At 68.5% G+C, this 20,735-nt stretch carries 22 protein-coding genes and 1 tRNA gene; 8 read left to right on the forward strand and 15 right to left on the reverse strand.

All coding sequences use genetic code 11. The features are described 5' to 3' along the window. Both MKK82_RS15540 and MKK82_RS15545 read right to left on the reverse strand, forming a co-directional pair. Positions 1–160 (reverse strand): PAS domain-containing protein (locus tag MKK82_RS15540; protein ID WP_243986233.1); only part of this gene is annotated, 160 nt, incomplete at its 3' end. An 843-nt stretch (positions 161–1,003) separates the two neighbouring features. Next, positions 1,004–1,079, reverse strand: a tRNA-Glu gene (locus tag MKK82_RS15545). Between the two features lie 103 nt (positions 1,080–1,182). Here MKK82_RS15545 and MKK82_RS15550 point away from each other — a divergent pair. After that, positions 1,183–2,187: an RluA family pseudouridine synthase gene (locus tag MKK82_RS15550; protein WP_238292073.1), complete on the forward strand. Its 1,005-nt coding sequence runs from the start codon at positions 1,183–1,185 to the stop codon at positions 2,185–2,187. A 238-nt stretch (positions 2,188–2,425) separates the two neighbouring features. Beyond that, positions 2,426–3,319 carry an RNA polymerase sigma factor RpoH gene (gene rpoH, locus MKK82_RS15555; RefSeq protein ID WP_238292071.1) on the forward strand — a complete coding sequence of 298 codons (894 nt, stop codon included), beginning with the start codon at positions 2,426–2,428 and terminating at the stop codon, positions 3,317–3,319. Between the two features lie 63 nt (positions 3,320–3,382). Here the strand turns inward: rpoH and MKK82_RS15560 are convergent, their stop codons facing one another. The 9 genes from MKK82_RS15560 to hemB all read right to left on the reverse strand — a co-directional run bounded on the left by MKK82_RS15560 (position 3,383) and on the right by hemB (position 12,100). After that, positions 3,383–4,780 (reverse strand): histidine kinase, encoded by a 1,398-nt coding sequence (locus MKK82_RS15560; protein ID WP_238292069.1) that lies wholly within the window; start codon positions 4,778–4,780, stop codon positions 3,383–3,385. A gap of 266 nt (positions 4,781–5,046) precedes the next feature. Next, positions 5,047–6,339 (reverse strand): adenylosuccinate synthase, encoded by a 1,293-nt coding sequence (locus tag MKK82_RS15565; protein ID WP_243986229.1) that lies wholly within the window; start codon positions 6,337–6,339, stop codon positions 5,047–5,049. Between the two features lie 143 nt (positions 6,340–6,482). After that, positions 6,483–6,788, reverse strand: coding sequence for a hypothetical protein (locus MKK82_RS15570; protein ID WP_238292065.1), 306 nt, complete (start codon positions 6,786–6,788; stop codon positions 6,483–6,485). 121 nt (positions 6,789–6,909) lie between these two features. Continuing rightward, positions 6,910–7,767 carry a D-amino-acid transaminase gene (locus tag MKK82_RS15575; RefSeq protein ID WP_238292064.1) on the reverse strand — a complete coding sequence of 286 codons (858 nt, stop codon included), beginning with the start codon at positions 7,765–7,767 and terminating at the stop codon, positions 6,910–6,912. 52 nt (positions 7,768–7,819) lie between these two features. Then, positions 7,820–9,127, reverse strand: coding sequence for an adenylosuccinate lyase (gene purB, locus MKK82_RS15580; RefSeq protein WP_238292062.1), 1,308 nt, complete (start codon positions 9,125–9,127; stop codon positions 7,820–7,822). A 104-nt stretch (positions 9,128–9,231) separates the two neighbouring features. Then, positions 9,232–9,978: an arginyltransferase gene (locus MKK82_RS15585; protein ID WP_238292060.1), complete on the reverse strand. Its 747-nt coding sequence runs from the start codon at positions 9,976–9,978 to the stop codon at positions 9,232–9,234. Between the two features lie 125 nt (positions 9,979–10,103). After that, positions 10,104–10,592 (reverse strand): RDD family protein, encoded by a 489-nt coding sequence (locus MKK82_RS15590; RefSeq protein WP_238292057.1) that lies wholly within the window; start codon positions 10,590–10,592, stop codon positions 10,104–10,106. A gap of 84 nt (positions 10,593–10,676) precedes the next feature. Continuing rightward, positions 10,677–11,045, reverse strand: a complete 369-nt coding sequence (locus MKK82_RS15595) for a hypothetical protein (RefSeq protein ID WP_238292055.1) — start codon at positions 11,043–11,045, stop codon at positions 10,677–10,679. Beyond that, complete coding sequence (gene hemB, locus MKK82_RS15600; protein ID WP_238292053.1) at positions 11,042–12,100, reverse strand: porphobilinogen synthase; 1,059 nt, start codon at positions 12,098–12,100, stop codon at positions 11,042–11,044. The genes MKK82_RS15595 and hemB overlap by 4 nt, the downstream gene beginning before the upstream one ends. Positions 12,101–12,309: 209 nt before the next feature. Between hemB and MKK82_RS15605 the strand changes: the two genes are divergently transcribed. Both MKK82_RS15605 and ldtR read left to right on the forward strand, forming a co-directional pair. Continuing rightward, positions 12,310–12,768: a DUF6163 family protein gene (locus MKK82_RS15605; RefSeq protein ID WP_373323388.1), complete on the forward strand. Its 459-nt coding sequence runs from the start codon at positions 12,310–12,312 to the stop codon at positions 12,766–12,768. A gap of 161 nt (positions 12,769–12,929) precedes the next feature. Beyond that, positions 12,930–13,442 carry a transcriptional regulator LdtR gene (gene ldtR / locus MKK82_RS15610; protein ID WP_238292052.1) on the forward strand — a complete coding sequence of 171 codons (513 nt, stop codon included), beginning with the start codon at positions 12,930–12,932 and terminating at the stop codon, positions 13,440–13,442. Between the two features lie 9 nt (positions 13,443–13,451). Here the strand turns inward: ldtR and MKK82_RS15615 are convergent, their stop codons facing one another. Beyond that, positions 13,452–14,054 carry an exopolysaccharide biosynthesis protein gene (locus MKK82_RS15615; protein ID WP_279603045.1) on the reverse strand — a complete coding sequence of 201 codons (603 nt, stop codon included), beginning with the start codon at positions 14,052–14,054 and terminating at the stop codon, positions 13,452–13,454. 408 nt (positions 14,055–14,462) lie between these two features. Here MKK82_RS15615 and bcsS point away from each other — a divergent pair, with 408 nt between their 5' ends. After that, on the forward strand, positions 14,463–15,074 hold the full coding sequence (bcsS, locus tag MKK82_RS15620; RefSeq protein ID WP_238292050.1) for a cellulose biosynthesis protein BcsS: 612 nt from the start codon (positions 14,463–14,465) through the stop codon (positions 15,072–15,074). Here the strand turns inward: bcsS and MKK82_RS15625 are convergent. Together MKK82_RS15625 and MKK82_RS15630 are read right to left on the reverse strand one after the other, a co-directional pair. Beyond that, a complete protein-coding gene (locus tag MKK82_RS15625) occupies positions 15,041–16,642 on the reverse strand; it encodes a cryptochrome/photolyase family protein (RefSeq protein WP_238292048.1) in 1,602 nt (533 codons plus the stop codon). The genes bcsS and MKK82_RS15625 overlap by 34 nt on opposite strands. A 4-nt stretch (positions 16,643–16,646) precedes the next feature. Then, a complete protein-coding gene (locus MKK82_RS15630) occupies positions 16,647–17,381 on the reverse strand; it encodes an SDR family NAD(P)-dependent oxidoreductase (RefSeq protein WP_238292045.1) in 735 nt (244 codons plus the stop codon). 111 nt (positions 17,382–17,492) lie between these two features. Here MKK82_RS15630 and MKK82_RS15635 point away from each other — a divergent pair, with 111 nt between their 5' ends. Together MKK82_RS15635 and MKK82_RS15640 are read left to right on the forward strand one after the other, a co-directional pair. Beyond that, entirely contained in the window at positions 17,493–18,356 is an 864-nt protein-coding gene (locus MKK82_RS15635) for a formyltransferase family protein (RefSeq protein WP_238292042.1), read from the forward strand. Between the two features lie 71 nt (positions 18,357–18,427). Next, a complete protein-coding gene (locus MKK82_RS15640) occupies positions 18,428–18,769 on the forward strand; it encodes a hypothetical protein (RefSeq protein WP_238292041.1) in 342 nt (113 codons plus the stop codon). A gap of 146 nt (positions 18,770–18,915) precedes the next feature. On the opposite strand, the gene MKK82_RS15645 is transcribed toward MKK82_RS15640, so the two are convergent. Then, positions 18,916–19,950 (reverse strand): hypothetical protein, encoded by a 1,035-nt coding sequence (locus MKK82_RS15645; protein WP_238292040.1) that lies wholly within the window; start codon positions 19,948–19,950, stop codon positions 18,916–18,918. 376 nt (positions 19,951–20,326) lie between these two features. On the opposite strand from MKK82_RS15645, the gene MKK82_RS15650 reads away from it, so the two are divergent. Next, positions 20,327–20,617, forward strand: a complete 291-nt coding sequence (locus tag MKK82_RS15650; protein ID WP_238292039.1) for a PilZ domain-containing protein — start codon at positions 20,327–20,329, stop codon at positions 20,615–20,617. The last annotated feature ends 118 nt before the right edge of the window (positions 20,618–20,735 follow it).

The following is a 20,735-nucleotide window of genomic DNA, read 5'->3' on the forward strand; positions in this document are numbered from 1 at the left end:
CGACGGTGGGCCCGAGCTCGTCCAAGCTGCCGGCTCCGTGCATCGCGAGGGCGGCCTCGTTGGCGTAGGCGATGGTCTGGTCGGGCTCGACCAGGATCACGCCCTCGCTCAGGCCGGCGATGATCTGCCGGAGTTCATGCCGGTCGACGTCCGCGGTCACGCTCGGTCTCGTCCCTAGCTTCTCAGATCTGCCCAGTCGGCAGCGGGGCACAAACGGATCGCCCGCAATCGGGTTCCGCGGCAGGCGCAATTTTCCCTGGTATACGTGCATCATGGCAGGCATCGATATCGATCAAGGACTGCCTGCGACCATTCTCGGTTCTCAAGCTGCACTCAGCGGTGATGATCTCCCAGTCGAAGCGAAGGATCACCGGAACGCCCCGGTCCGTCAGATCTCAGCGAGCGCTCGCGCATCGGGATCCGTATTTTGTATAAACCATGATGGCGTGAGAGCGGTGCGCGTCTACACTACCTGTAGTCAGCAGAGCTCCGACTTGGTGCTACCCAAAGGCCTGACACGCGGCCGCCGCCACGAGAGCTGGCCTGCTGCGCAAGGCGAGATGCCGGAGCGAAAGGCCCGATAGCGATCACGGCACGCGTTTCCACCACCTCAGAGCTCATACGTCGGCGGCGTCGGAATGCGCGACGGCATCGACGCGCAGTGCGTCCGGTCGGGGGGAGAAAAGTCCACGCGGCGAGCGCTCCGACCCCACATGGATCCGGATGGGCGCATGAGCCAACAGGATAAGACACCGCGACGCTGTGAAATCAGTCCCGGCGGCGCGCGTCAGCTTCGTTCCGTTGCGCGGATCGGCCGGCACATCCTGGCTCAGCCACTGCGCAGCTGCATACCGCAAGGATGTTCGGTTGCACGAAGGAGGATCGTGGGACGGATAGCACTCGTCCCATCGCATCTTTCCGGACTGCGTACGATGGCAGCCGCATCGATACTGTGATGGTGTGATGCTGTGTTGTACCGAGCGGCAGAACCCGCTGGCGCCGGTGGCGCTCCCAAGGGGAATCGAACCCCTGTTTTCGCCGTGAGAGGGCGACGTCCTAGACCGCTAGACGATGGGAGCTTTCCGGCGGCGCGGGGGTGCTATAGCCACGGGGCGCCGGGGGAGCAAGGGCTTTCGCGCGGAAATCCGCCGCGACGGCTCAGATCGGATACGGACAGGGGGCATGGTGGAGAGCGGCGCTGAGGAACGGATCGGTATCGTCGCGGACGGCGGCGCGCGGCTCGACCGCGCGCTGGTGGCGCTGTTTCCGGATCTATCCCGCGCCCGCCTGCAGGGCCTCGTCCGTGACGGCCGCGTCGAGCGGGATGGAAGCGTCGTCCGCGACTCCGCGGGGAAGGTCGCGGCCGGGGCGCGGATCGTGCTGCACCTCCCCCCGGCCGCACCGGCCGAACCGGCGGCGGAGGCGGCAGACCTCTCGATCGTGTACGAGGATGACGATCTCATCGTCATCGACAAGCCGGCCGGTCTCGTCGTCCATCCGGCGCCCGGCCACGAGAGCGGGACGCTGGTCAACGCGCTGATCGCCCATTGCGGGTCCAGCCTGTCGGGGATCGGCGGCGTCCGGCGGCCGGGCATCGTTCATCGCCTCGACAAGGACACGAGCGGCCTGATCGTCGTGGCGAAGAACGACACTGCACATCAGGGCCTCACGGCGCAATTCGCCGACCACGGCCGGACCGGTCCGCTGGAACGGGCCTACGCGGCGGTGGTGTGGGGTCAGCCGCAGCCGCGCGCCGGCACCATCCGGGCGCATCTCGCGCGCTCCCGCTACCATCGCGAGAAGATCGCGGTGGTCTCCGAGGGCTCCGGCCGCCACGCGGTGACGCATTACACCGTGACCGAGACCTACCGGGAAGCCGCCCTGGTGCGGTGTCAGTTGGAAACCGGACGGACCCACCAGATCCGCGTCCATCTCGCCCACCGCGGCCATCCGCTCCTCGGCGACGCCGTCTACGGCGGCGCCTACCGCACCAAAGCCGCGCGTCTGACGCCGGATGCCCGCGCCGCGCTGGCCGCGCTCGACCGGCAGGCGCTGCACGCCGAACTGCTCGGCTTCAGCCATCCGCGGACCGGCGAGACCCTTCGGTTCGAGAGCGCTGTTCCGGTCCCGATGGCCACGCTTGTCGACGCCCTGCGGGCGGAAGGCGAACCCGCGGTGGGTGTGTAACCGAGCACCGCCCGCGTGCGAAAGGTCACAGCGAACCGCGTCACATCGTGACATGGTACGACCAAATCGGCTGGTGGCGCGTTTACGACGACGTGAGTGTCCTCGATCGCTACCGGGCCGCGCGGCTTACCTGTATGACATGGGTAGCCGGCAGGGTCGGCTCAAGAGCGGCCCGAGTAGACGGCACTGTTGCCCGTCGCGTCCGCCCGTCAGGGGGACATAGGTCCAGGAGATTGCCATGGCCGGTACGCTGCCCGTGCTCGCCAACGAAGGTGGCCTGTCGCGCTACCTCGATGAGATCCGCAAGTTCCCGATGCTGGAGCCGACGGAAGAGTTCACCCTCGCCAAGAGCTGGCGCGACGCCGGCGACCGCGAGGCCGCACATCGTCTCGTGACGTCGCACCTGCGTCTCGTCGCCAAGATCGCCATGGGCTACCGCGGCTACGGCCTGCCGATCGGCGAGGTCGTGTCGGAGGGCAATGTCGGCCTGATGCAGGCGGTCAAGCGCTTCGATCCCGACAAGGGCTTCCGCTTGGCCACCTATGCCATGTGGTGGATCAAGGCCGCGATCCAGGAATACATCCTGCGCTCGTGGTCGCTGGTGAAGATGGGCACCACGGCGAACCAGAAGAAGCTGTTCTTCAACCTGCGCAAGGCCAAGGGCAAGATCTCGGCCCTGGACGAGGGCGATCTCAAGCCCGATCAGGTGAAACAGATCGCCACCCGCCTCGGTGTGCCCGAGCAGGACGTGATCGACATGAACCGGCGCCTCTCCGGCGACACGTCGCTCAATGCCCCCCTCCGCGAAGAGGGCGAAGGCGAGTGGCAGGATTGGCTCGTGGACAACGCGCCGAGCCAGGAGACCGTCCTGGCCCGCGAGCAGGAAGGACAGAACCGCCTCTCGGCTCTTCGGGACGCGTTGAGCGTGCTGAACCCGCGTGAGCGCCGCATCTTCGAGGCGCGACGCCTGGCCGAGGATCCGATCACGCTGGAAGACCTGTCGGGCGAGTTCGGGGTGTCGCGCGAGCGTGTCCGGCAGATCGAGGTGCGCGCCTTCGAGAAGGTGCAGGAGGCGGTCAAGCGCAACATCGCCAGCCGCGAGCTGCCCCGGCCGGGCATCGAAGCCCACTGATCGGGTCCGGACCGGTGCGCCCTGCCGCGCACCGGTCCCCGGCGTGGACGCCGCGCAGGCCTCTTACTGCCAGGCGTCGAAAGCGCTCTGCATGACCTGCGCCCCCGCCGACCCCTTCTCGAAGGTCAGCACCGCTCTGCGGCCGGAGGTGTAGCGCAGGGCCAGATCGAACCAGTTCTTGTGGAGCAGCAGGTCGGTGTTGCGCTCCACGTCGTTCTGGAGCGACGACAGGCCGATCAGGAACAGGTTGTCGCGGACGCGGACGGGAAGCCCCGAGACCGGGGAACCGCGGGCGCTCTGCTCGTCCTTGGCCTGCAACAATCCGACATCCTGCACGACGCGGGCGGGCTCCGTGCCGGCCGTCTGGCTGAAGGCGAGGCTCACCGTGTGCGAGGCCGGCAGCGTGGTGTCGAGATTGCGCTGGATCGTCAGCACCAGCGTGAGCCCCGCGTTGGGGATGGTCACCGTCGCCACCACGGCATTCTGGAGCGGCTGACCCTGTTCGCCGTTCACCGTGTCGAGCCGCCACGTCACCCGGCCTGGACTGGCCGTGGGCTGGCCACCCTCGGCACCCGTCGCCTCCTCGATCAGTTCGGCGCGCTGGGCGACCGCGATGCTCGGGTCAGTCGGCGACGCCGCGGCGCGCGGAGGCATGTTGCCCTCGGGACGGGGCGCGGCCTTCGGAGCCGGCACGGCGTCGCCGCCGACCCGATCGCCGAACTTGGTCTCGATATCGGATTGCTGGGTGTCCGCCGTTTCCGTCCCGCTCGATGGCAGGGTCTGCGGCCGATCACGAAGCAAAAAGGCCGCGACGGCGATCAGGCCGATCACCAGCGCGAGAACGCTGCCGACGAAGACGTTGCGCAGCATCCGCGATCGGCCCGCACGCGGCGGCACCACCTCGATGCGGGGTCGCTGACGGCCATTGCCGGCGTCGGTCGCGGCGGCAGCCGGATCGGCATCGTCGGCGATCGATGGAGACGGGGTGACGTCCGGCTCTTCGACCGTGGCCGGGTGGGTCGAACCGGCCCGGCGCGACGTGATCGCGATCGCAGCCTCGCGGGGCTCCGGTTGCACGTCCGGATTATGCACCGGCGCCTCGAAGGGCGGCTTCGCCATCGGCAGACCCGGCTCCGGCAGCGCGGCGGGCTGCGGCGGCTGCGGGGGCGAGGGTTCCGGTACGTCCGTGGGCGAGACCGGAGATCCGACCGCCTCGGCCACCTGCGCGGCGTCATTGGCCGGGGCCGGAAGGCCGCCGTAATCCACTTCGAGACGCTCGATGGCGGCGTCGAGGGCCCGCCGCTCCAGATCGATATCGGCTTCCGAGAGCGGCGGATCGAGGGAGCGGAGCTGGCCGATCAAGGCATTGCGCGCGCGATCGTAGACCGCCTTGCGCAGGGCGGGTGTTCGATCGGGCAACGCGTCGAGCGCGCGTGCCAGAAGAGGGTAGTAATCGGCCATGATGCCCTGGTCCGCCCCTTCGGCCACCGTCCGGCCCCACCGGACGGCGGCCGGGGGCCGAGGGCCGCTCTCGCCCGACGGGGTCGGTCACAGCCGTCGGCCGGTGATGTCGCTTCCTCACCGCGCGGAGCCGCATCCGCCCGGTGTTCGTCGTGTCTGATTGTGAGTGGTCGGAGCCCATCGTCGAGCCGTGCCCCTTCTAGATCAAGTCGGCGCGGCCTGGACAATCGAAAAGGTGTATCGTCAACGGGATTGCACGCGGTGCGTCAATCCTCGAACGGGTTGTGCATCAGGATCGTGTCGTCGCGCTCGGGCGATGTCGACAGCAGGGCCACCGGCGACCCGATCAGCTCTTCGATGCGGCGGACATACTTGATCGCCTGCGCCGGTAGATCCGCCCAGGATCGCGCCCCCGCAGTGGTCTCGGACCAACCCGGGATGACCTCGTAGATGGGCTCGACGCGGGCCTGCGCGGCTTGGCTCGCCGGCAGATGGTCGATGGTCTGGCCATCCAGCTTGTAGCCGGTGCAGACGCGGATCTCCTCGAACCCGTCGAGGATGTCGAGCTTCGTGAGTGCGATCCCGTGGATGCCCGAGGTGCGGACGGTTTGGCGCACCAGCACCGCGTCGAACCAGCCGCAGCGGCGCTTCCGCCCCGTGTTGACGCCGAATTCGCGGCCGCGGCTGCCGATGGTCTCGCCGATCTCGTCGAACAGCTCGGTCGGGAACGGCCCCTCGCCCACGCGGGTCGTGTACGCCTTGGCGATACCCAGCACGTAGCCGATCGCCCCTGGGCCGAGGCCCGATCCGGTGGCGGCCTGGGCGGCCACGATGTTCGACGAGGTCACGAACGGGTAGGTCCCGTGATCGACATCGAGCAGGGCGCCCTGTGCGCCCTCGAACAGGATACGCTTGCCCGCCCGACGCTCCTCGTCGAGCAGCGCCCAGACCGTGTCGGCATAGGGCAGGATCTCCGGGGCGATGGCCTTCAGCTCGGCCAGCAGAGCCTCGGCGTTCACCTCGTCGATCCCGAGGCCGCGCCGCAGGGCGTTGTGGTGGGTCAGCACGCGCTCGATCTTGGCCGGCAGCGCGTCGGGGTCGGCGAGGTCGACCACGCGGATCGCCCGACGCCCGACCTTGTCCTCGTAGGCCGGACCGATGCCGCGCTTGGTGGTGCCGATCTTCAGGCCGGCATTCGCCGTCTCACGGAAGTGGTCCAGCTCGCGATGGAGCGGCAGGATCAGCGTGGCGTTGTCGGCGATCCGCAACGAGGCGGGCGAGACCTCGACGCCCTGCGCTTTGATGCGCGCGATTTCGTCGACGAGGTGCCAGGGATCGACCACGACGCCGTTGCCGATGACCGACAGCTTCCCGCCGCGCACGACGCCCGACGGCAGCAACGCCAGCTTGTAGGTCTTGCCGTCGATGACGAGCGTGTGCCCGGCATTGTGCCCGCCCTGGAAGCGGACGACGATGTCGGCCTGCTCCGAGAGCCAGTCGACGATCTTGCCCTTGCCCTCGTCGCCCCACTGGGCGCCCACAACGACGACGTTGGCCATGCCTGCCTGCTTACCCGCGACGGAAACCGGGACGAGGGCCACCAACGGGTGAAGGCGGCCTACGTCCTGAGCCGTTTCCGCGATCCGGGCGGCGAAATCAAGCAATCCGCCCGCATTGCTGCCGGCCGGGCGGAGCGACGCGACTATTTCGCCTCGGTTCCGGGGGCGCGGCCGGGTAGTTCCTGCGGCTTGATCACCGGCATGGAGCCGGACTGATCCGGTTTCACCACGGTCCCGGTCGTGCCCGATTCCGGCGGCTTGATCACACCGTCGTTCTGCTGAAGCTTGTCGCTGAGCGACTGATCCTTGGGCGGGGCATCGGCGCTCGGACGCACGCGATCCGGCGGCGTCTGATTCGACGGCGGCAGCGACTTGTCGGACGTCTGGGCGCTCGCAGGCGCCGCGAGCAGCGGCACCACGAGTGCGGCGAGCAGAAGCTTCTTGGGCACGATTGGCCTCCCCGGTTCGAGACACGAATTCGGGAAGGAACAGCCGGAGCCCGGATCCGTTCCTGGCTGCGGCGCCGGCAGAGGCCGCGTTTAGGGGGGCTTGGTCCGATCCGGGCGGCGCTCAGCCTCGACGGGCGGCCTCGATGTACAGCGCCCGCAACCGCCGGGTGAGCGGTCCGGGACGGCCCTCCCCGATCTGGCGCCCATCGATCTGCACCACCGGCATCACGAAGGCCGAGGCGCTGGTGTAGAACGCCTCCTGCGCCGCGTAGGCTTCGTCCACCGGGATCAGGCGCTCCTCGATCCGGAGATCCGCCTCCTGAGCCAGGCGCAGCACCGAGGCGCGCGTGATGCCGGGCAGCAGCGCCGTCGAGAGCGGCCGGGTGACGAGCACGCGCTCTCGGCTGACGATGAAGGCCGTGGAGGACGAGCCCTCCGTCACCGCCCCGTCCTCGACCATCCACGCCTCCGCGACGCCGGCCTCCGCCGCCTGCTGCTTGGCGAGCACCTGCGCCAGCAGGGCGACGGACTTGATGTCCCGGCGCTTCCAGCGCAGGTCCTCGACGGTGATGATCCGGGCGCCGCTCTCCGCCAGCGGGTTGGCCAGCACGATCTTGGCCTGCGTGAACATCATCACGGTGGGCTCGGTGCCGGCCTTCGGAAACGCGAAGTCGCGCTCGGCCACGCCGCGGGTCACCTGCATGTAGACGAGGCCCTCGGTGACGCCGTTGCGGGCGACGAGTTCGGTCTGCAGGCGCTCCCAGCCGGCGGCATCGTGGGGATTGCGGATACCGATCTCCCCGAGTGACCGGTCGAGGCGGGCGAGGTGCGCGGCGTTGTCGACGAGGCGGCCGTCGATGATCGCCGAGACCTCGTAGATGCCGTCCGCGAACAGGAAGCCGCGATCCATGATCGGCACGCGCGCCTCCTCGAAGGGGAGGAACGCGCCGTTGAGATAGACGATGCGAGCAGCGGTCACGGGTTGCCTTCCTGTGTTCGTCGCGGGTCCAAGCAGGAATCGTGCGGCGCGCTCAGGCGGCGCCGAACACCCGCGAGAAGATCGTGTCCACGTGCTTGAAGTGGTAGCCGAGATCGAAGCATTCCTCGATCTGTTCCGGCGCGAGCGCGGCGGTCACCTCGGGATCGGCCTTCAGGAGCGCTAGGAAGTCCCCTTCCCCGCGCCAGACCGGCATCGCGTTGCGCTGGACCAGCCGGTAGGAATCCTCGCGCGACACGCCGGCCTGCGTGAGCGCCAGCAGCACGCGCTGCGAGTGGACGAGGCCGCCGAGGCGGTCGAGGTTCTTCTGCATGTTGGCCGGGTAGATCAGCAGCTTCTCGATCACGCCGGTCATGCGGGCCAGGGCGAAATCCAGGGTGACGGTGGCGTCGGGGCCGATCATCCGCTCGACCGAGGAGTGCGAGATGTCGCGCTCGTGCCAGAGGGCGACGTTTTCCAGGGCCGGCGTGACGTAGCCCCGCACCATCCGGGCCAGACCGGTGATGTTCTCGGTGAGCACGGGATTGCGCTTGTGCGGCATCGCCGAGGAGCCCTTCTGGCCTTCGGAGAAGAACTCCTCGGCCTCCAGGACCTCCGTGCGCTGAAGGTGGCGGATCTCGATGGCCAACCGCTCCAGGGACGACGCGACGACGCCGAGGGTGGCGAAGAATTGGGCGTGGCGGTCCCGCGGGATGACCTGGGTGGAGACCGGTTCGGGCGTCAGGCCCATCCGCTCCGCGACGTACTGTTCCACCCGCGGGTCGATATTGGCGAAGGTGCCCACGGCCCCCGAGATCGCGCAGGTCGCGACCTCCGCGCGGGCGGCGACCAGACGGGCCCGGTTGCGCTCGAACTCGGCGTAGGCCTGGGCGAGCTTCAAGCCGAACGTGACGGGCTCGGCGTGGATGCCGTGCGAGCGGCCGATGGTCGGGGTGAGCTTGTGCTCCACGGCGCGGGCCTTCAGGGCGCCGAGCAGGGCGTCCACGTCGGCGATGAGGATGTCGGCGGCGCGCACGAGCTGCACGTTGAGGCAGGTGTCGAGGACGTCCGAGGAGGTCATGCCCTGATGGACGAACCGCGCCTCGGGGCCGACGATCTCGGCGAGGTGCGTCAGGAACGCGATCACGTCGTGCTTGGTCACCGCCTCGATCGCGTCGATGCGGGCGACATCGAAGACCGCGTCCTTGCCCTTGGCCCAGACGGTCTCGGCGGCGGCCTTCGGCACGACGCCGATCTCGGCCAGGGCCGTGGTGGCGTGCGCCTCGATCTCGAACCAGATGCGGAACCGGCTCTCGGGCGACCAGATCGCCGTCATCGCGGGGCGGCTGTAGCGGGGGATCATGGGGGCCTCGGCACGGGCAGAACTGCGTGCGAGGCCGGTAGCATGCGGTACCCCGGCCGCTCAATGCGGATCGGCCATGCCCGTGAGGCAGCCTGTGCCGAGCGTCAGTCCGCCCGCACCCATCCCTGCCCCAGCAACCGCTCCTGGGGCCGGAAGCGGGACTTGTAGTCCATCTTGCGCGAGCCCTCGACCCAGTAGCCGAGATACAGGTACGGCAGGCCGAGCTGCCGGGCCCGGCGGATATGGTCGAGGATCATGAACGTCCCCGGCGAGCGTCCGGCTTCCTGGGGATCGTAGAAGGAGTAGACCATCGACAATCCGTCGGCGAGGACATCCGTCAGGCAGAAGGCCAGGGGCGGACCCGAGCCGCGCCCGGTAATCGCCGTATCCGGACCGTGCCGGCGATACGACACCAAGTGCGTGTCCACGTGGCTGTCCTCGATCATCATGGCGTAGTCGAGCACGGTCATGTCGACCATGCCGCCATCGCCGTGACGCGCGTCGAGATAACGGCGGAACAGGGCGTACTGCTCGGAGGCCGGACGGTTCGGTTCCGGCGTGCCGACCCAGTCCGCGTTGCGGCCGAGGATGCGCCGCTGGCTCGCGCTCGGCTCGAATTCCTCGACGACGACGCGCACCGAGACGCAGGCACGGCACGTCTCGCAAGCCGGGCGGTACGCGATGGTCTGGGAGCGGCGGAAACCGCCCTGCGTCAGGATCTCGTTGAGGTCCCGAGCCCGGCGTCCGACGAGATGGGTGAAGACTTTCCGCTCCTCCTGGCCCGGGAGATAGGGGCACGGCGAGGGCGCGGTGAGATAGAACTGCGGCGTATCGCGAGGATGGCTGGTCACGCTTCTTCTGGACCCTGCGCCGGATGCGTCCTCTCGGCGCCGGCATACCAGTGTACAGGCGGCGCGGCCGGGCTCAATGCCCTCGTCCGGCCGCCCCGCGAGTTTTTCGTCGCGTCACGACGTCCTCAGCGCGCGGGGACGACCGCGAGACCCAGCAGCAGGTCGTGCCCGAGCCGCCGATCGGACCGCACCAGCCCGAAGACGACGTCGACGCACCAGAGCAGGAAGGTCGAGATCGCCACGTAGAACAGCAGGGCGTGGACGGCCGCCGTGATGATGTCGACCCGCGCGCCGGTCTCCGGCGCGACGACGCGAAGCCCCATCAGCCGCTGACCGATCGTGCTCTGCTTCGGGCCGCCCACCGTGATGGCGCTGTAGATGATGCCGCTCGCCGGCAGCACCGCGAACAGGGTCCAGCCCAGCCCGAACGTGACGACGCCGATCACCGTGATCACCAGCGTCAGCAGGGCCGTGAAGCCGAAGATGAACAGGATGTCGAGCAGGTACGCGACCGCGCGGCCGCCCAGGCTCGCCCGCACGAAGGGCACCGGGAGCGAGTCGGCGTAACGAGCCGTGTCGAAGCGCTGCGCGTAACCGGGTTGAGGGTTCTGCATGGTGTCGCGTCCTGCAAGCGAGGCTGCGGACGAAAGGTGGGAGGCACCGCCGGCGTCCGCAAGGGTATCGGGCGCGCCGCCGCCTCAGCGCTGGCCCGGATCGGCGGCTTCGGCGTCCGGCGTGTCGAGGTAGAAGCGCTTCAGCATGTACAGCGACGGTCCGGACAGGTTCGCCCCCTCGGTCACGAGCGCGACCAGCGTCGCCCCCGCGTCGAAGCGGCAGGTCAGCCAGCGCTGCCGGTCCCCGTCCGCGTAATCGACCCGCACCGTATTGATCGCCGACCCCGGTGCGGCCCGCAGCAGCCGGATGTCGGCTTGCGGCACGACGGCCGGCAGGGCGCGCCGGCACGTGGCCACGCGCTCCCGGCGCAGCGTGTCCTGACAGGCCGCCAATCCCCCCAGGAATCCCGCCGACACCGCGGCGGCGAGGAGCCAGCGGTGGGTGGATCTCACGGCTGGCGGCGCAGCCGCTCGGCGACCCGCGGGGCGTGATAGGTGAGGACGCCGTCGGCTCCGGCGCGCTTGAAGGCGAGCAGCGCCTCGACCATCGCCCGGTCGCCGTCGAGCCAGCCGTTGCGGGCCGCAGCCTCGATCATCGCGTATTCGCCGGAGACCTGGTAGGCGAAGGTCGGCACCTGGAACTCGTCCCGGACCCGGCGAATGATGTCGAGATACGGCAGTCCGGGCTTCACCATCACCGAGTCGGCCCCCTCGTCCAGATCGAGGCGAACCTCGCGGAGGGCCTCGGCCGAGTTGCCCGGATCCATCTGGTAGGTGCGCTTGTCGCCGATCAGGGCCGCCTTGGTGCCGATCGCGTCGCGGAACGGCCCGTAGAACGCGCTGGCATACTTGGCCGCGTACGCCATGATCTGGACATCGAGGAAGCCGGCCTTGTCGAGCCCGGCCCGGATCGCGCCGACACGGCCGTCCATCATGTCGGAGGGCGCGATGATGTCGGTCCCGGCTTCGGCCTGGATCAGGCTCTGCTCCACGAGGACCGCCACGGTCTCGTCGTTGAGGATCGCCCCGTCGCGCATCAGCCCGTCGTGGCCGTGGCTGGTGTAGGGATCGAGGGCCACGTCGGTCATGATGCCGATTTCGGGCACCGCCTGCTTCACGGCGCGCACGGCCCGGCAGACGAGGTTGTTGGCGTTGAGCGCCTCGGACCCGGTCGGGTCCCGCAACTCCACCTCGGTGAAGGGGAAGAAGGCGACCGCCGGGATGCCCAGCCGCGCCGCGCGCTCGGCCTCGCGCACGATCTCGTCCACCGAAAGCCGCTCGACCCCCGGCATGGAGGCGATCGGCTCGCGCCGACTTGTGCCCTCGATCACGAACATCGGCCAGATCAGGTCATCGACGGTGAGCGTGTGCTCCCGGACCAGACGGCGCGACCACTCCGCCTTGCGGTTGCGGCGCGGACGCTGGGTGATCTTCAGCCCCTCGACGCGGCCCCCCTCGCGGGCGGCCTCCCGGGCGATGGGGCGCGGCTCTGGCAAGGTGTCTGACATGCGGCTTCGCTATCGTTCGCGCGGCCGTGCCGCGGATCGCGCGGCGCAGGGCGCCGGAAGCGTCGGACTAGCACACCGGGCCGGCGCGGTGAAACCCGACCGTTGACGCAGAGCGGCGGAACGGCTTCAAACCGGCGCGACCCCCACGCACCGATCAGGATCCCGGCCGCCCACATGAACCGGACCCCCCTCCCCGCGAGCGTGCCTTAGTGGCTGGCTACCTTCCGACCCGGCGCAAGGCTCCGAGGCCCGGCGAGATCCCGTCCGACCGGATCGAGCGCGCGCAGGGGCCCGCGCCCGGGACTTGGGACACGGTGCTGATCTGGTTCATGCGGCTCACGGCGCTCGTCTGGCTGGTCAAGAGCGTCCTGGCCTGGGCGACCATCCTCGACGTCCTGCCGGGTTCCCGCGCGTTCGAAGCCGAGCCGTTCGGCCGGCAGTCGGCGATCGTCTACTTCGCGGTGATCGATGCGGCCGCGGCCATCGGCCTGTGGCTGACCAGCGCGTGGGGCGGCGTGATCTGGCTGCTCGCCGTGACTTCGGCGATGACGCTCGCGGTTCTGACCCCGCAACTTCTACCGACGCCCGTTCCGCTGCTCGTATTCGGGATCTGTGTCGTGGCCCTGTACTTCCTGCTGTCCTGGCTGGCGGCACAGGAAGCACGGTGAACGAACTCTTCTCATCTTCGCTTCAGTTTGTCTTTACCGCGAAGAGTAAATCGCGAATTCATCCTGTCGCTTAAATCGCCTTTCATTCCCGAGCCGTAGCTTCACCAACATCAGCCGCCCCGCATTGTACGGAGACGGCAGCATCGGATGGCGAGGCAGTGATGAAGACCCAGAGCGCCCGAGTCGCGACGATCGAGGCCCCCGAGGAGGCGGCGGCCACCAAGGGCTCGTACCTGGAGGCCCTCCACCTGGTGGAACGCCTGCACCGCAGGCTCCTCGACGTGATCAAGGACGAATTCGAGCGTCGCGGCCGCGAGGACGTCAACAGCGTCCAGGCCCTGCTCCTCTACAACATCGGCGACAAGGAACTCACCGCCAGCGAGCTGCGGACGAAGGGCTACTACCTCGGGTCGAACGTCTCCTACAACGTGAAGAAGCTCGTCGAGGCCGGCTACCTGCACCATGCCCGCTCCAAGACCGATCGCCGTTCGGTCCGGATCAGCCTGACCGACAAGGGCCGGCAGGTGCACGAGATCATCCAGGGCCTGTACGACAAGCATGCCCGCACGATCGCGCCGATCGGCGGCATCTCGGATGACGATTTCAACCGCCTCAATCAGGCGCTCGGCCGCCTCGAACGCTTCTGGACCGACCAGATCCGTTACCGCCTCTGACGGGTTCGTTCAAAGGTTCAGGAGACCGAGGATCCCGGCGATGACCGCATAGGCGAAGCCGGCGTTGATGGCGACGCCGAACAGGCCGATCACGAGCCCGCCGATCACCACGAGCCCGTCCCGCTCGACGAGGCCGAGGCCGACCAGGCAGACCGCGAGCCCCAGGGGTATTTGTCCCACGATGGGCGCGGCCACGATCAGCGCGAGGGCGAGCGCCAGCAGGGCGATGCCCATTCCGCGCATGCCGAGCGCGGTCTCGAAGACACTGACCCGGGGGCGCGACCAGCGCTCCAGGCGCCGCAGGACCGGCACCGCGCGCGTCACGGCCCGCCGCACGTCCGCCAGGGCGATGGAGCGGCCGAGCAGCATCCGCGGCAACCAGGGCGCCGACATCCCGGCCGCGATCTGGACAGCGACGAGCAGCAGCAGCAGGCCGCAGATCAGCGGGATCGGCGGCGGCATCGGCAAGCAGTTCGGCAAGCCGAGCAGGACGACGAGCAGCGCGAAGGCGCGATCCCGTAGGACCGCGACAATGTCCCCCACGGTGAGGCGATCGCCCTCCTGGCTCGCCAGCACGGTGAGGACGTCCGACGTTCGTGCACCGGAGGTCAAGGATCCGCCAACCTTCGCTGTCCTGCGGGGGGCTCTAGCCGAGATCATAGGGCACGCCAAGCACGGCGGCTTTGCGACGGTGCGCCCCCGCACCAGCGGCGGCACCCTATCTGAGGTCGCCACCAAGGTTTCATTCAACGCTCAAGTAAACATGATGGTCCAGCGCGCATTTTTTCTGCGCGTCGTCCCGAACCGCGTTGTGGAGTTGCGCCGTTCCGACAGATCTTCTGCAGAAATTCGATTTGTCTCACGGGTCAACATTGGCACGATGCCGCCTCCGCGAAGGCGCGAATCGTGCGAAGCTTGCCTCATCCACAATGGAACTGCCGATTTGCGATTCAACTCGCCCTGGCCAGTGGCTGCTGCGTGGTCTGCGCCGCCGCCGTCAGCGCCGGGGAGGTCGATACGTTGCTGTTCGGCAGCCTTGATGCAGGAGCCGCACATTTCGTCACCCTGGGCGCCAAACGCGGCCTTGAATCCCTCGATCACGACGGCTTCGTCGCCCTGGCGAGCGTCGGGGGTGGACGGCGTGACGAGAGCAGTTCCGGTGTTTCGCGCCGGCGCTACACGGCCGGCGCAGCAGCCGTCTTCGGCTATCAGTGGTTGTTCGATTGGGGCGTGGCCGCGATTTATGCGGGACCGGAGATCACGACGGAGATCGTGACAGACGGGCATGGCTTCGTGCCGCTGCCGTGCCAGCCAGGCCTGCGACTGCACGGCGAGGTCTGGGCGCGCCCCACGGAGATGACGCTCGTGCAGGCGACGGCGGTCGCGGGTTCGGCGCGGGACAGCCTGTGGATGCGTGTCGCCGGAGGCTATCGCCTATGGGGAGCCTATCTCGGTCCTGAGGTGAGCGCCTACCTCGATGCCACCGGCTATCAGAAGTGGAATTTCGGCCTGCACGGGACAGACTTCGATGTGGGCCGATTCAGCGCGCGCGTCTCCGTCGGCCTTCAAGCGGAGAGCGGTGGGCGCCGGGCATCCCCCTACGTGGCACTCTCGGTCTGGACGCCCTGGTGACCCGGTGCCGGGTCGGATAGCGAGGCCAGGAAGATCGCCGCATCCCTGCGGATTTCCGCGCGCCGTTCGTCCGCCATGCCGTGCAGGGTTCGGTACGGCATGGTCATTCGCTGGTTCCCGGCGAGCCGGTCCTCGTTCTCGATCAGGAAGTTCCAGTAGAGATAGTTGAACGGGCAGGCGTCGGGACCGGACTTGAGCTTCACGTCATAGCTGCAAGCTGCGCAGTAATCCGACATCCGGTCGATGTAGGCGCCCGAGGCCGCGTAGGGCTTGGAGCCCATGACGCCGCCGTCGGCCCACAGCACCATGCCGTGCACGTTGGGCAGTTCCACCCATTCGTAGGCGTCGGCGAAGACGATCAGGTACCATTCCTCGACCTGGGCCGGGTCCAAGCCTGCGATCAGAGCGAAGTTGCCGGTCACCATCAGGCGCTGGATATGGTGGGCGTACGCGTGGGCACGTGTATCGGACACGACCTGCGCGATGCAGTTGAGGGCCGTCTCGCCGGACCAGTAGAACCACGGCAGATCCCGGCCGGCTTCGAGGGCGTTGGTCTCACGGTAGTCGGGCATCCGAGCCCAGTAGAGGCCGCGGACGTATTCCCGCCAGCCCAGGATCTGCCGGATGAACCCCTCGACACAATGCAGCGGTGCCGCGCCGTCCCGGTAAGTTCGCTCGGCGGCCCAACAGACTTCCTCCGCCGTCAGGAGACCGGCGTTGAGGGCTGGCGAGAGTAGCGCATGGTACAGGAACGGTGCGCCGGTCTTCATCGCATCCTGGAAATCGCCGAAGATCGGGAGGCAGTGCACGAGGAAGTGTTGGAGGGCCGCCAGCGCGTCGGCCCGCGTCACCGGCCAGGAGAAGCCGGCGAGATCGCCGAAATGGTCACCGAATTCCTGCTCTACCAGGGCGATGACTTCGCGGGTGATCGAGTCCGGCTGGAAGCCGATCCGATCCGGCGGTCGATGCTTCTTGGGCAGACGCTTGCGATTCTCCGAGTCGAAGTTCCAGCGCCCGCTCGAAGGCTCGCCCGAATCCATGAGGAGGCCGGTGCGCCGGCGCATGCCGCGGTAGAAGGTCTCCATCCGGAGGTGATGACGGCCCTCGGCCCAGCGGGCGAAATCCTGGCGCGGGCACAGGAAGCGGTTGTCGTCCCGGATATCCACCGGCACCGACAGGGTCTCGCGCCAGTCCTGCATCATCTGCAGCACCCGCCACTCGCCGGGCTCGGTGACAACGACGCGATCCGGATTGTACCGCTCGATCGCCCGTTCGAGTTCGCCGGTGAAGCGGCCGGTGTTGTCCGGGTCGGTCAGCCGAACATACGCGACGGCGACCCCCTCCGCTTCCAGGCCCGCCGCGAAATGGCGCATGGCGGCGAACAGAAACGCGATCTTCTGCTTGTGATGCCGGACATACGTCGCCTCGTCCCGCACCTCGACCATCAGCACGACATCGCGCTCCGGGTCGAGATCGCTCAAGCTGGAGATCGGGCGGGTGAGCTGATCGCCCAGGATGAAGCGGAGCGTCCGTCCCGCGCCCCCGGCGCTGCGCCGTCCGTTCGGCACTGCCTCACCCCTTGGTGCGAAGGGCGGAGCGGCCACCGTCCACGCCGATCACCTGACCGGTGATCCAGGCCGCCTCGTCCGAGATCAGGAAGGCCGCGAGGGCGCCGATATCCTCCGGACGTCCGAGACGCTGAAGGGCATGCATCGCCGCGATCCCCTGCGCCAGCGTCTCGTTGCCGGTGATCGCGGCGGCAAGCGGCGTCTGGGTCAGTGAGGGCGCCACCACGTTGACGCGGACCTGCGGGGCCAGTTCCGCGGCCAGGGACAGGGCGAGACCCTCCACGGCGCCTTTCGCCATCGCCACCGAGGCGTGGGCGGCAAATCCCTGTGCGACGGCAACGGTCGAGAACAGCACGACCCCGGTACCGACCTCGCCGGCGCCGGCCTTGAGCGCAGCCGCAGCGGACTGCACGGCCGAGAACGCACCCAGCGCGTTGATCCGGAAATCGCTCTCGGCATCCGCCCGTGTCAGACGGCCCAGCGGCCGCAGGTTGATGGTGCCGATGGCGTAGACGAGGCCCGCAAGGTCCGGCCCCGCCGCCTCCATCACCGCCGGAAACACGTCGGCCTGCGCGATGTCGGCGACGCTGAACGTGGTTTCGCCGAGTTCGTCCGCGGCGCGGGACAGACGGTCTGCGTCCCGTGCGACGAGATGCAGGGCATAACCCCGGCCGCGCAGGGCCCGCGCGGTCGCCAGGCCGATGCCGCCGGTTCCGCCGTAGATGATCACACGTCGCATGTGAAACGCCCCTCGCTACCTTTTCCGGCCCGATCAAGGTAAGGCCGGCGGCGGCACCGGGCAGGCTGCAGGCCCGAGCCCTCCACGTCCACAAGGTCGCAGGCGGCAAGCATGAAGTTCGCGTTCGCCGGCATTGATTTCCTGGGCGGCGTCTTCGAGGGGCTGCTGGAGGCCGGCTGGACGCCGGTGAAGCTGTTCACGCGGCCCTGCGACGGAATCTACGATCACAACGAGGTCGTTGTGGCGCGCGCACGCGCTTTGCGCGTGCCGATCCAGCTGTCGCGGATCCGCGAACGCGACATCGAGGCGCTTCAGGCGGAGCATGGCAAGGATTGGGCCCTCGTGGTGGCGGGCTACCCCTGGCTCGTGCGCGGCTGGCAGGGTCGTGCCAGCTATGGCCTCAACTTCCACCCCTCGCCGCTGCCGATCGGGCGTGGCCCCTACCCCCTGTTTCGCGCCGTGCTCGACCGCTACGAGACCTGGGGCGTCACCGCCCACGTCCTCGCAGACGGGTTCGATACCGGTCACATCCTCGCGCAGGAGATGTTCGCGCTCGGCCCGGAGGAGAGCCACGAGACTCTGCTGGCGAAGTGTCAGATGGCGGCACGGCGCCTCGCAGTCGGCCCGCTCGGCCGGGACCTGCCCAGCCGTTGGCGGCGGGCGGAGCCGCAGGGCGACGGATCCTACTGGCCCCGCGCCAGCGATGCCGACCGTACCCTCGATTTCCGGCAGGATGTCGATGCGGTCCTGCGGCGGGTCCGGGCCTTCGGCACCGTCGAGACCATCGCCCGCCTGGGGGATGCCCGGGTCTTCGTGGCAGAGGCACATGGCTGGCGCGAGCGCCATCAGCACAGCCCTGGCGCGGTCGTGCATCGCCACCGCCGACACGTCGTGATCGCGGCTCTGGACGGTTACGTGCAGATCACCCGCTGGTCGCCGATCGCCCTGACCGAGGCAGGTCAGATCGGTCGCTGACCGATGTCGTTCCGGGAACCGAACGAGGATCGCGGCGGTTTCCGGCGGCCCTGCCCGTGATGGAATCCGCTATGTCGACCCGTGCAAGTCTCGCCGCGTCCCTCGGCTTCGCCGCGCTGTTCACCGGCTCCGCCTTGGCGCAGGCCGTCATCGTAGAACCCGACGACTTCGGCCCGGACGACGACGTCGTGGTGCGCGAATTCATCGTGCGCCGTCCGGTCGGGCCGGGGCCGATCGTCGGATCGATCCCCCTGAGGCCCGGCAGCATCGTGCCCGGTGACGTCGCGCTGGCACCCTTCACCGACGCGCCGAATCCGCGACTGCGCCGCTTCGGCTACTTCGTGGCGCCCGGCGACAAGATCGTGGTGGTCGATCCGGCAACGCGCGCGGTCGTGCGGATCCTCGATCGATAGCACCGGCGACGCCGGGTCGAAGAACACGGACCGTGTCCGGCGACGCCCAAGCTGAGGAGACATGCCTGCGGGCCCTGACGGCTTCGATAGTCACGGGCGCTGGAACCGGCGTCGTCCGCTCCCCGCGGACACGGCCAAGAGCGATGCTACCAGTCGCTGAGCAGCGCCCGCTTCCATCGATCGGTCGCCACGCAGCGGTACTCGTAGGCCTCGTCCCACGCATGATCACCAGCGGTACAAGGCTCGCGGCTGCTGCGCGGCGGTCGTGACTGCGACTCGCGCACGGAGGCGACCTCGATGTGCCCGGCGTCGCTGACGCGGAACACCGGGCCTGATCCGGTCCCGTAGACCAAGTCACGGCCGTCGAAGCCGAAGCTGCGCGAGAAGCCCCCGTCCCGGGTTCCATCGAGCCCGATCGTCTGGCCCGGCGCCAGCAGGATCGGCACGCCGGTGAAACGTGCTGCGGCAGCGTCGATGCCGATGCCGTAGACACCCTCCCCCTGGAACGAGATGCCCCGGTCGGTGATCGACCCGGTGAGATTGCCCATCAGGATGCCGTATCCGGTGTGGGCGCCGGGAACGCCCCCCGTGGAGATCTGGAGGCCGACCCGCTGGCGGTTGCTGTCCGTCGTCGGCGACTGGGCCGAGACGTCGACTTCGACGCCGATGCACGATGCCACCGGATCGGCCTCATCGGTCGTGTCGACGCAATTGAAGTTGCCGGCCCAGGAGGGTCCGACCGGACCGAGACCGTTCGCCTCCTTGAAGATCGTCCCGTTGACGGCGACGTTCTGCGCACCGGTGCTGGCCAGGGCGCGATTGTGCAATTCACCGGTGATCGTCCATTCGTAGCCGGCATTATGCGGGCCGGACGACCCGAGCGCCCAGAGCGCCTTGTAGGTGTGCGTGGCTTCGCCGGAGCCTTCCGGCACGTGCCGGTCGACGCGCAGGGTCGACGCGGGATCGAAGCCCTGCGGCCGGTTCCACAGGAAGATGTGGCCACCGTCGACGCCCGGCAGGCCGGTCCCCTGAACGTTGCGCGAGAAATTCGGCGGCCAGTCCGATACCGAGGTCTCGGCAGTCGGCCGGACCGGCGCCTCAGCGAAAGCCGGGCTGGCCAGGCCCGGCGCGAACCACAGCATGACCAAGGACGGAAGCACGAGACCGTGGCGGGTACGCATGATCGTCTCCGGATCTGCCTGCGGTGCGATCCATCGAGGAGGTGAAGGACGACGCCCGCCGCACGGCAGATAGGCTGAGGGTCCAGCCGGTCGACCGCGTCGTGCTAAACTGCCTGACGATCACCGCCCACCCTCGGGGCTTTCCGGATCTTCCCCCCTCTGCGGGCGTGCGCATCGGGGATGCTGCCAGACATCGACCGCGAATGACCAGGCGGAGGCTACGCTCGCGAAGCAGGTACCGATGCGGGATCGGCGCGCTGTGCCTCGGATCGCGAGAAGTTTCGACCTGGCTCGCTTTATAAAACAAGTATTCATAAATTCAGTAGAAATTAATAGAGTTCGCGCCGTGATGGCCGACGGGGCGGGAACATCGGCCATGTCCCACAGCGGCACGACCAAGAGCACGTTCGTCGAAGCCCGCGCGACTGAGCGCAAGCCGACGGCCCTGCTGGCCTTCGCTCACCATCCGAACGGGTGTCGGTTTCCCTGCCAAGTCAAGAACATCTCCGATCGCGGCGCGATGCTCGAATTTCTCGGCTCGCACGCCGTGAGGCTGGAGAGCGCGTTCGATCTGGTTCTGGCCAACGCGGAGACGCGCTACTCGGTCAAGCTCGTCTGGCAGAAAGAGCGTACCGCCGGGGTGGTGTTCTGCTCAGAGCCGGACTGACGCTCGGCTCAGGACGCCCGGGCTGCATCAGGGTGAGTCGGACAGCGGGGAGCGTCAGTGCCACGAGCGCCAGGATGTCGAGGGGAGCAGGCCGGCGGGCGGCGGCTCAGCGATACTC

The sequence above is a fragment of the Methylobacterium sp. E-046 genome, assembly GCF_022829625.1.
In the GTDB taxonomy this organism is placed as follows: Bacteria; Pseudomonadota; Alphaproteobacteria; order Rhizobiales; family Beijerinckiaceae; genus Methylobacterium; species Methylobacterium longum.

Bases quoted from the DNA above. Each gene is read 5' to 3' on its own strand.
- MKK82_RS15565 (WP_243986229.1), bottom strand. From the start codon at position 6,339: ATGGCCAACGTCGTCGTTGTGGGCGCCCAGTGGGGCGACGAGGGCAAG.
- MKK82_RS15550 (WP_238292073.1), top strand. From the start codon at position 1,183: ATGGTGGAGAGCGGCGCTGAGGAACGGATCGGTATCGTCGCGGACGGC.
- hemB (WP_238292053.1), bottom strand. From the start codon at position 12,100: ATGTCAGACACCTTGCCAGAGCCGCGCCCCATCGCCCGGGAGGCCGCC.
- ldtR (WP_238292052.1), top strand. From the start codon at position 12,930: ATGAAGACCCAGAGCGCCCGAGTCGCGACGATCGAGGCCCCCGAGGAG.
- MKK82_RS15630 (WP_238292045.1), bottom strand. From the start codon at position 17,381: ATGCGACGTGTGATCATCTACGGCGGAACCGGCGGCATCGGCCTGGCG.
- MKK82_RS15645 (WP_238292040.1), bottom strand. From the start codon at position 19,950: ATGCGTACCCGCCACGGTCTCGTGCTTCCGTCCTTGGTCATGCTGTGG.
- MKK82_RS15590 (WP_238292057.1), bottom strand. From the start codon at position 10,592: ATGCAGAACCCTCAACCCGGTTACGCGCAGCGCTTCGACACGGCTCGT.
- MKK82_RS15650 (WP_238292039.1), top strand. From the start codon at position 20,327: ATGTCCCACAGCGGCACGACCAAGAGCACGTTCGTCGAAGCCCGCGCG.
- MKK82_RS15635 (WP_238292042.1), top strand. From the start codon at position 17,493: ATGAAGTTCGCGTTCGCCGGCATTGATTTCCTGGGCGGCGTCTTCGAG.
- rpoH (WP_238292071.1), top strand. From the start codon at position 2,426: ATGGCCGGTACGCTGCCCGTGCTCGCCAACGAAGGTGGCCTGTCGCGC.
- purB (WP_238292062.1), bottom strand. From the start codon at position 9,127: ATGATCCCCCGCTACAGCCGCCCCGCGATGACGGCGATCTGGTCGCCC.
- MKK82_RS15560 (WP_238292069.1), bottom strand. From the start codon at position 4,780: ATGGCCGATTACTACCCTCTTCTGGCACGCGCGCTCGACGCGTTGCCC.
- MKK82_RS15640 (WP_238292041.1), top strand. From the start codon at position 18,428: ATGTCGACCCGTGCAAGTCTCGCCGCGTCCCTCGGCTTCGCCGCGCTG.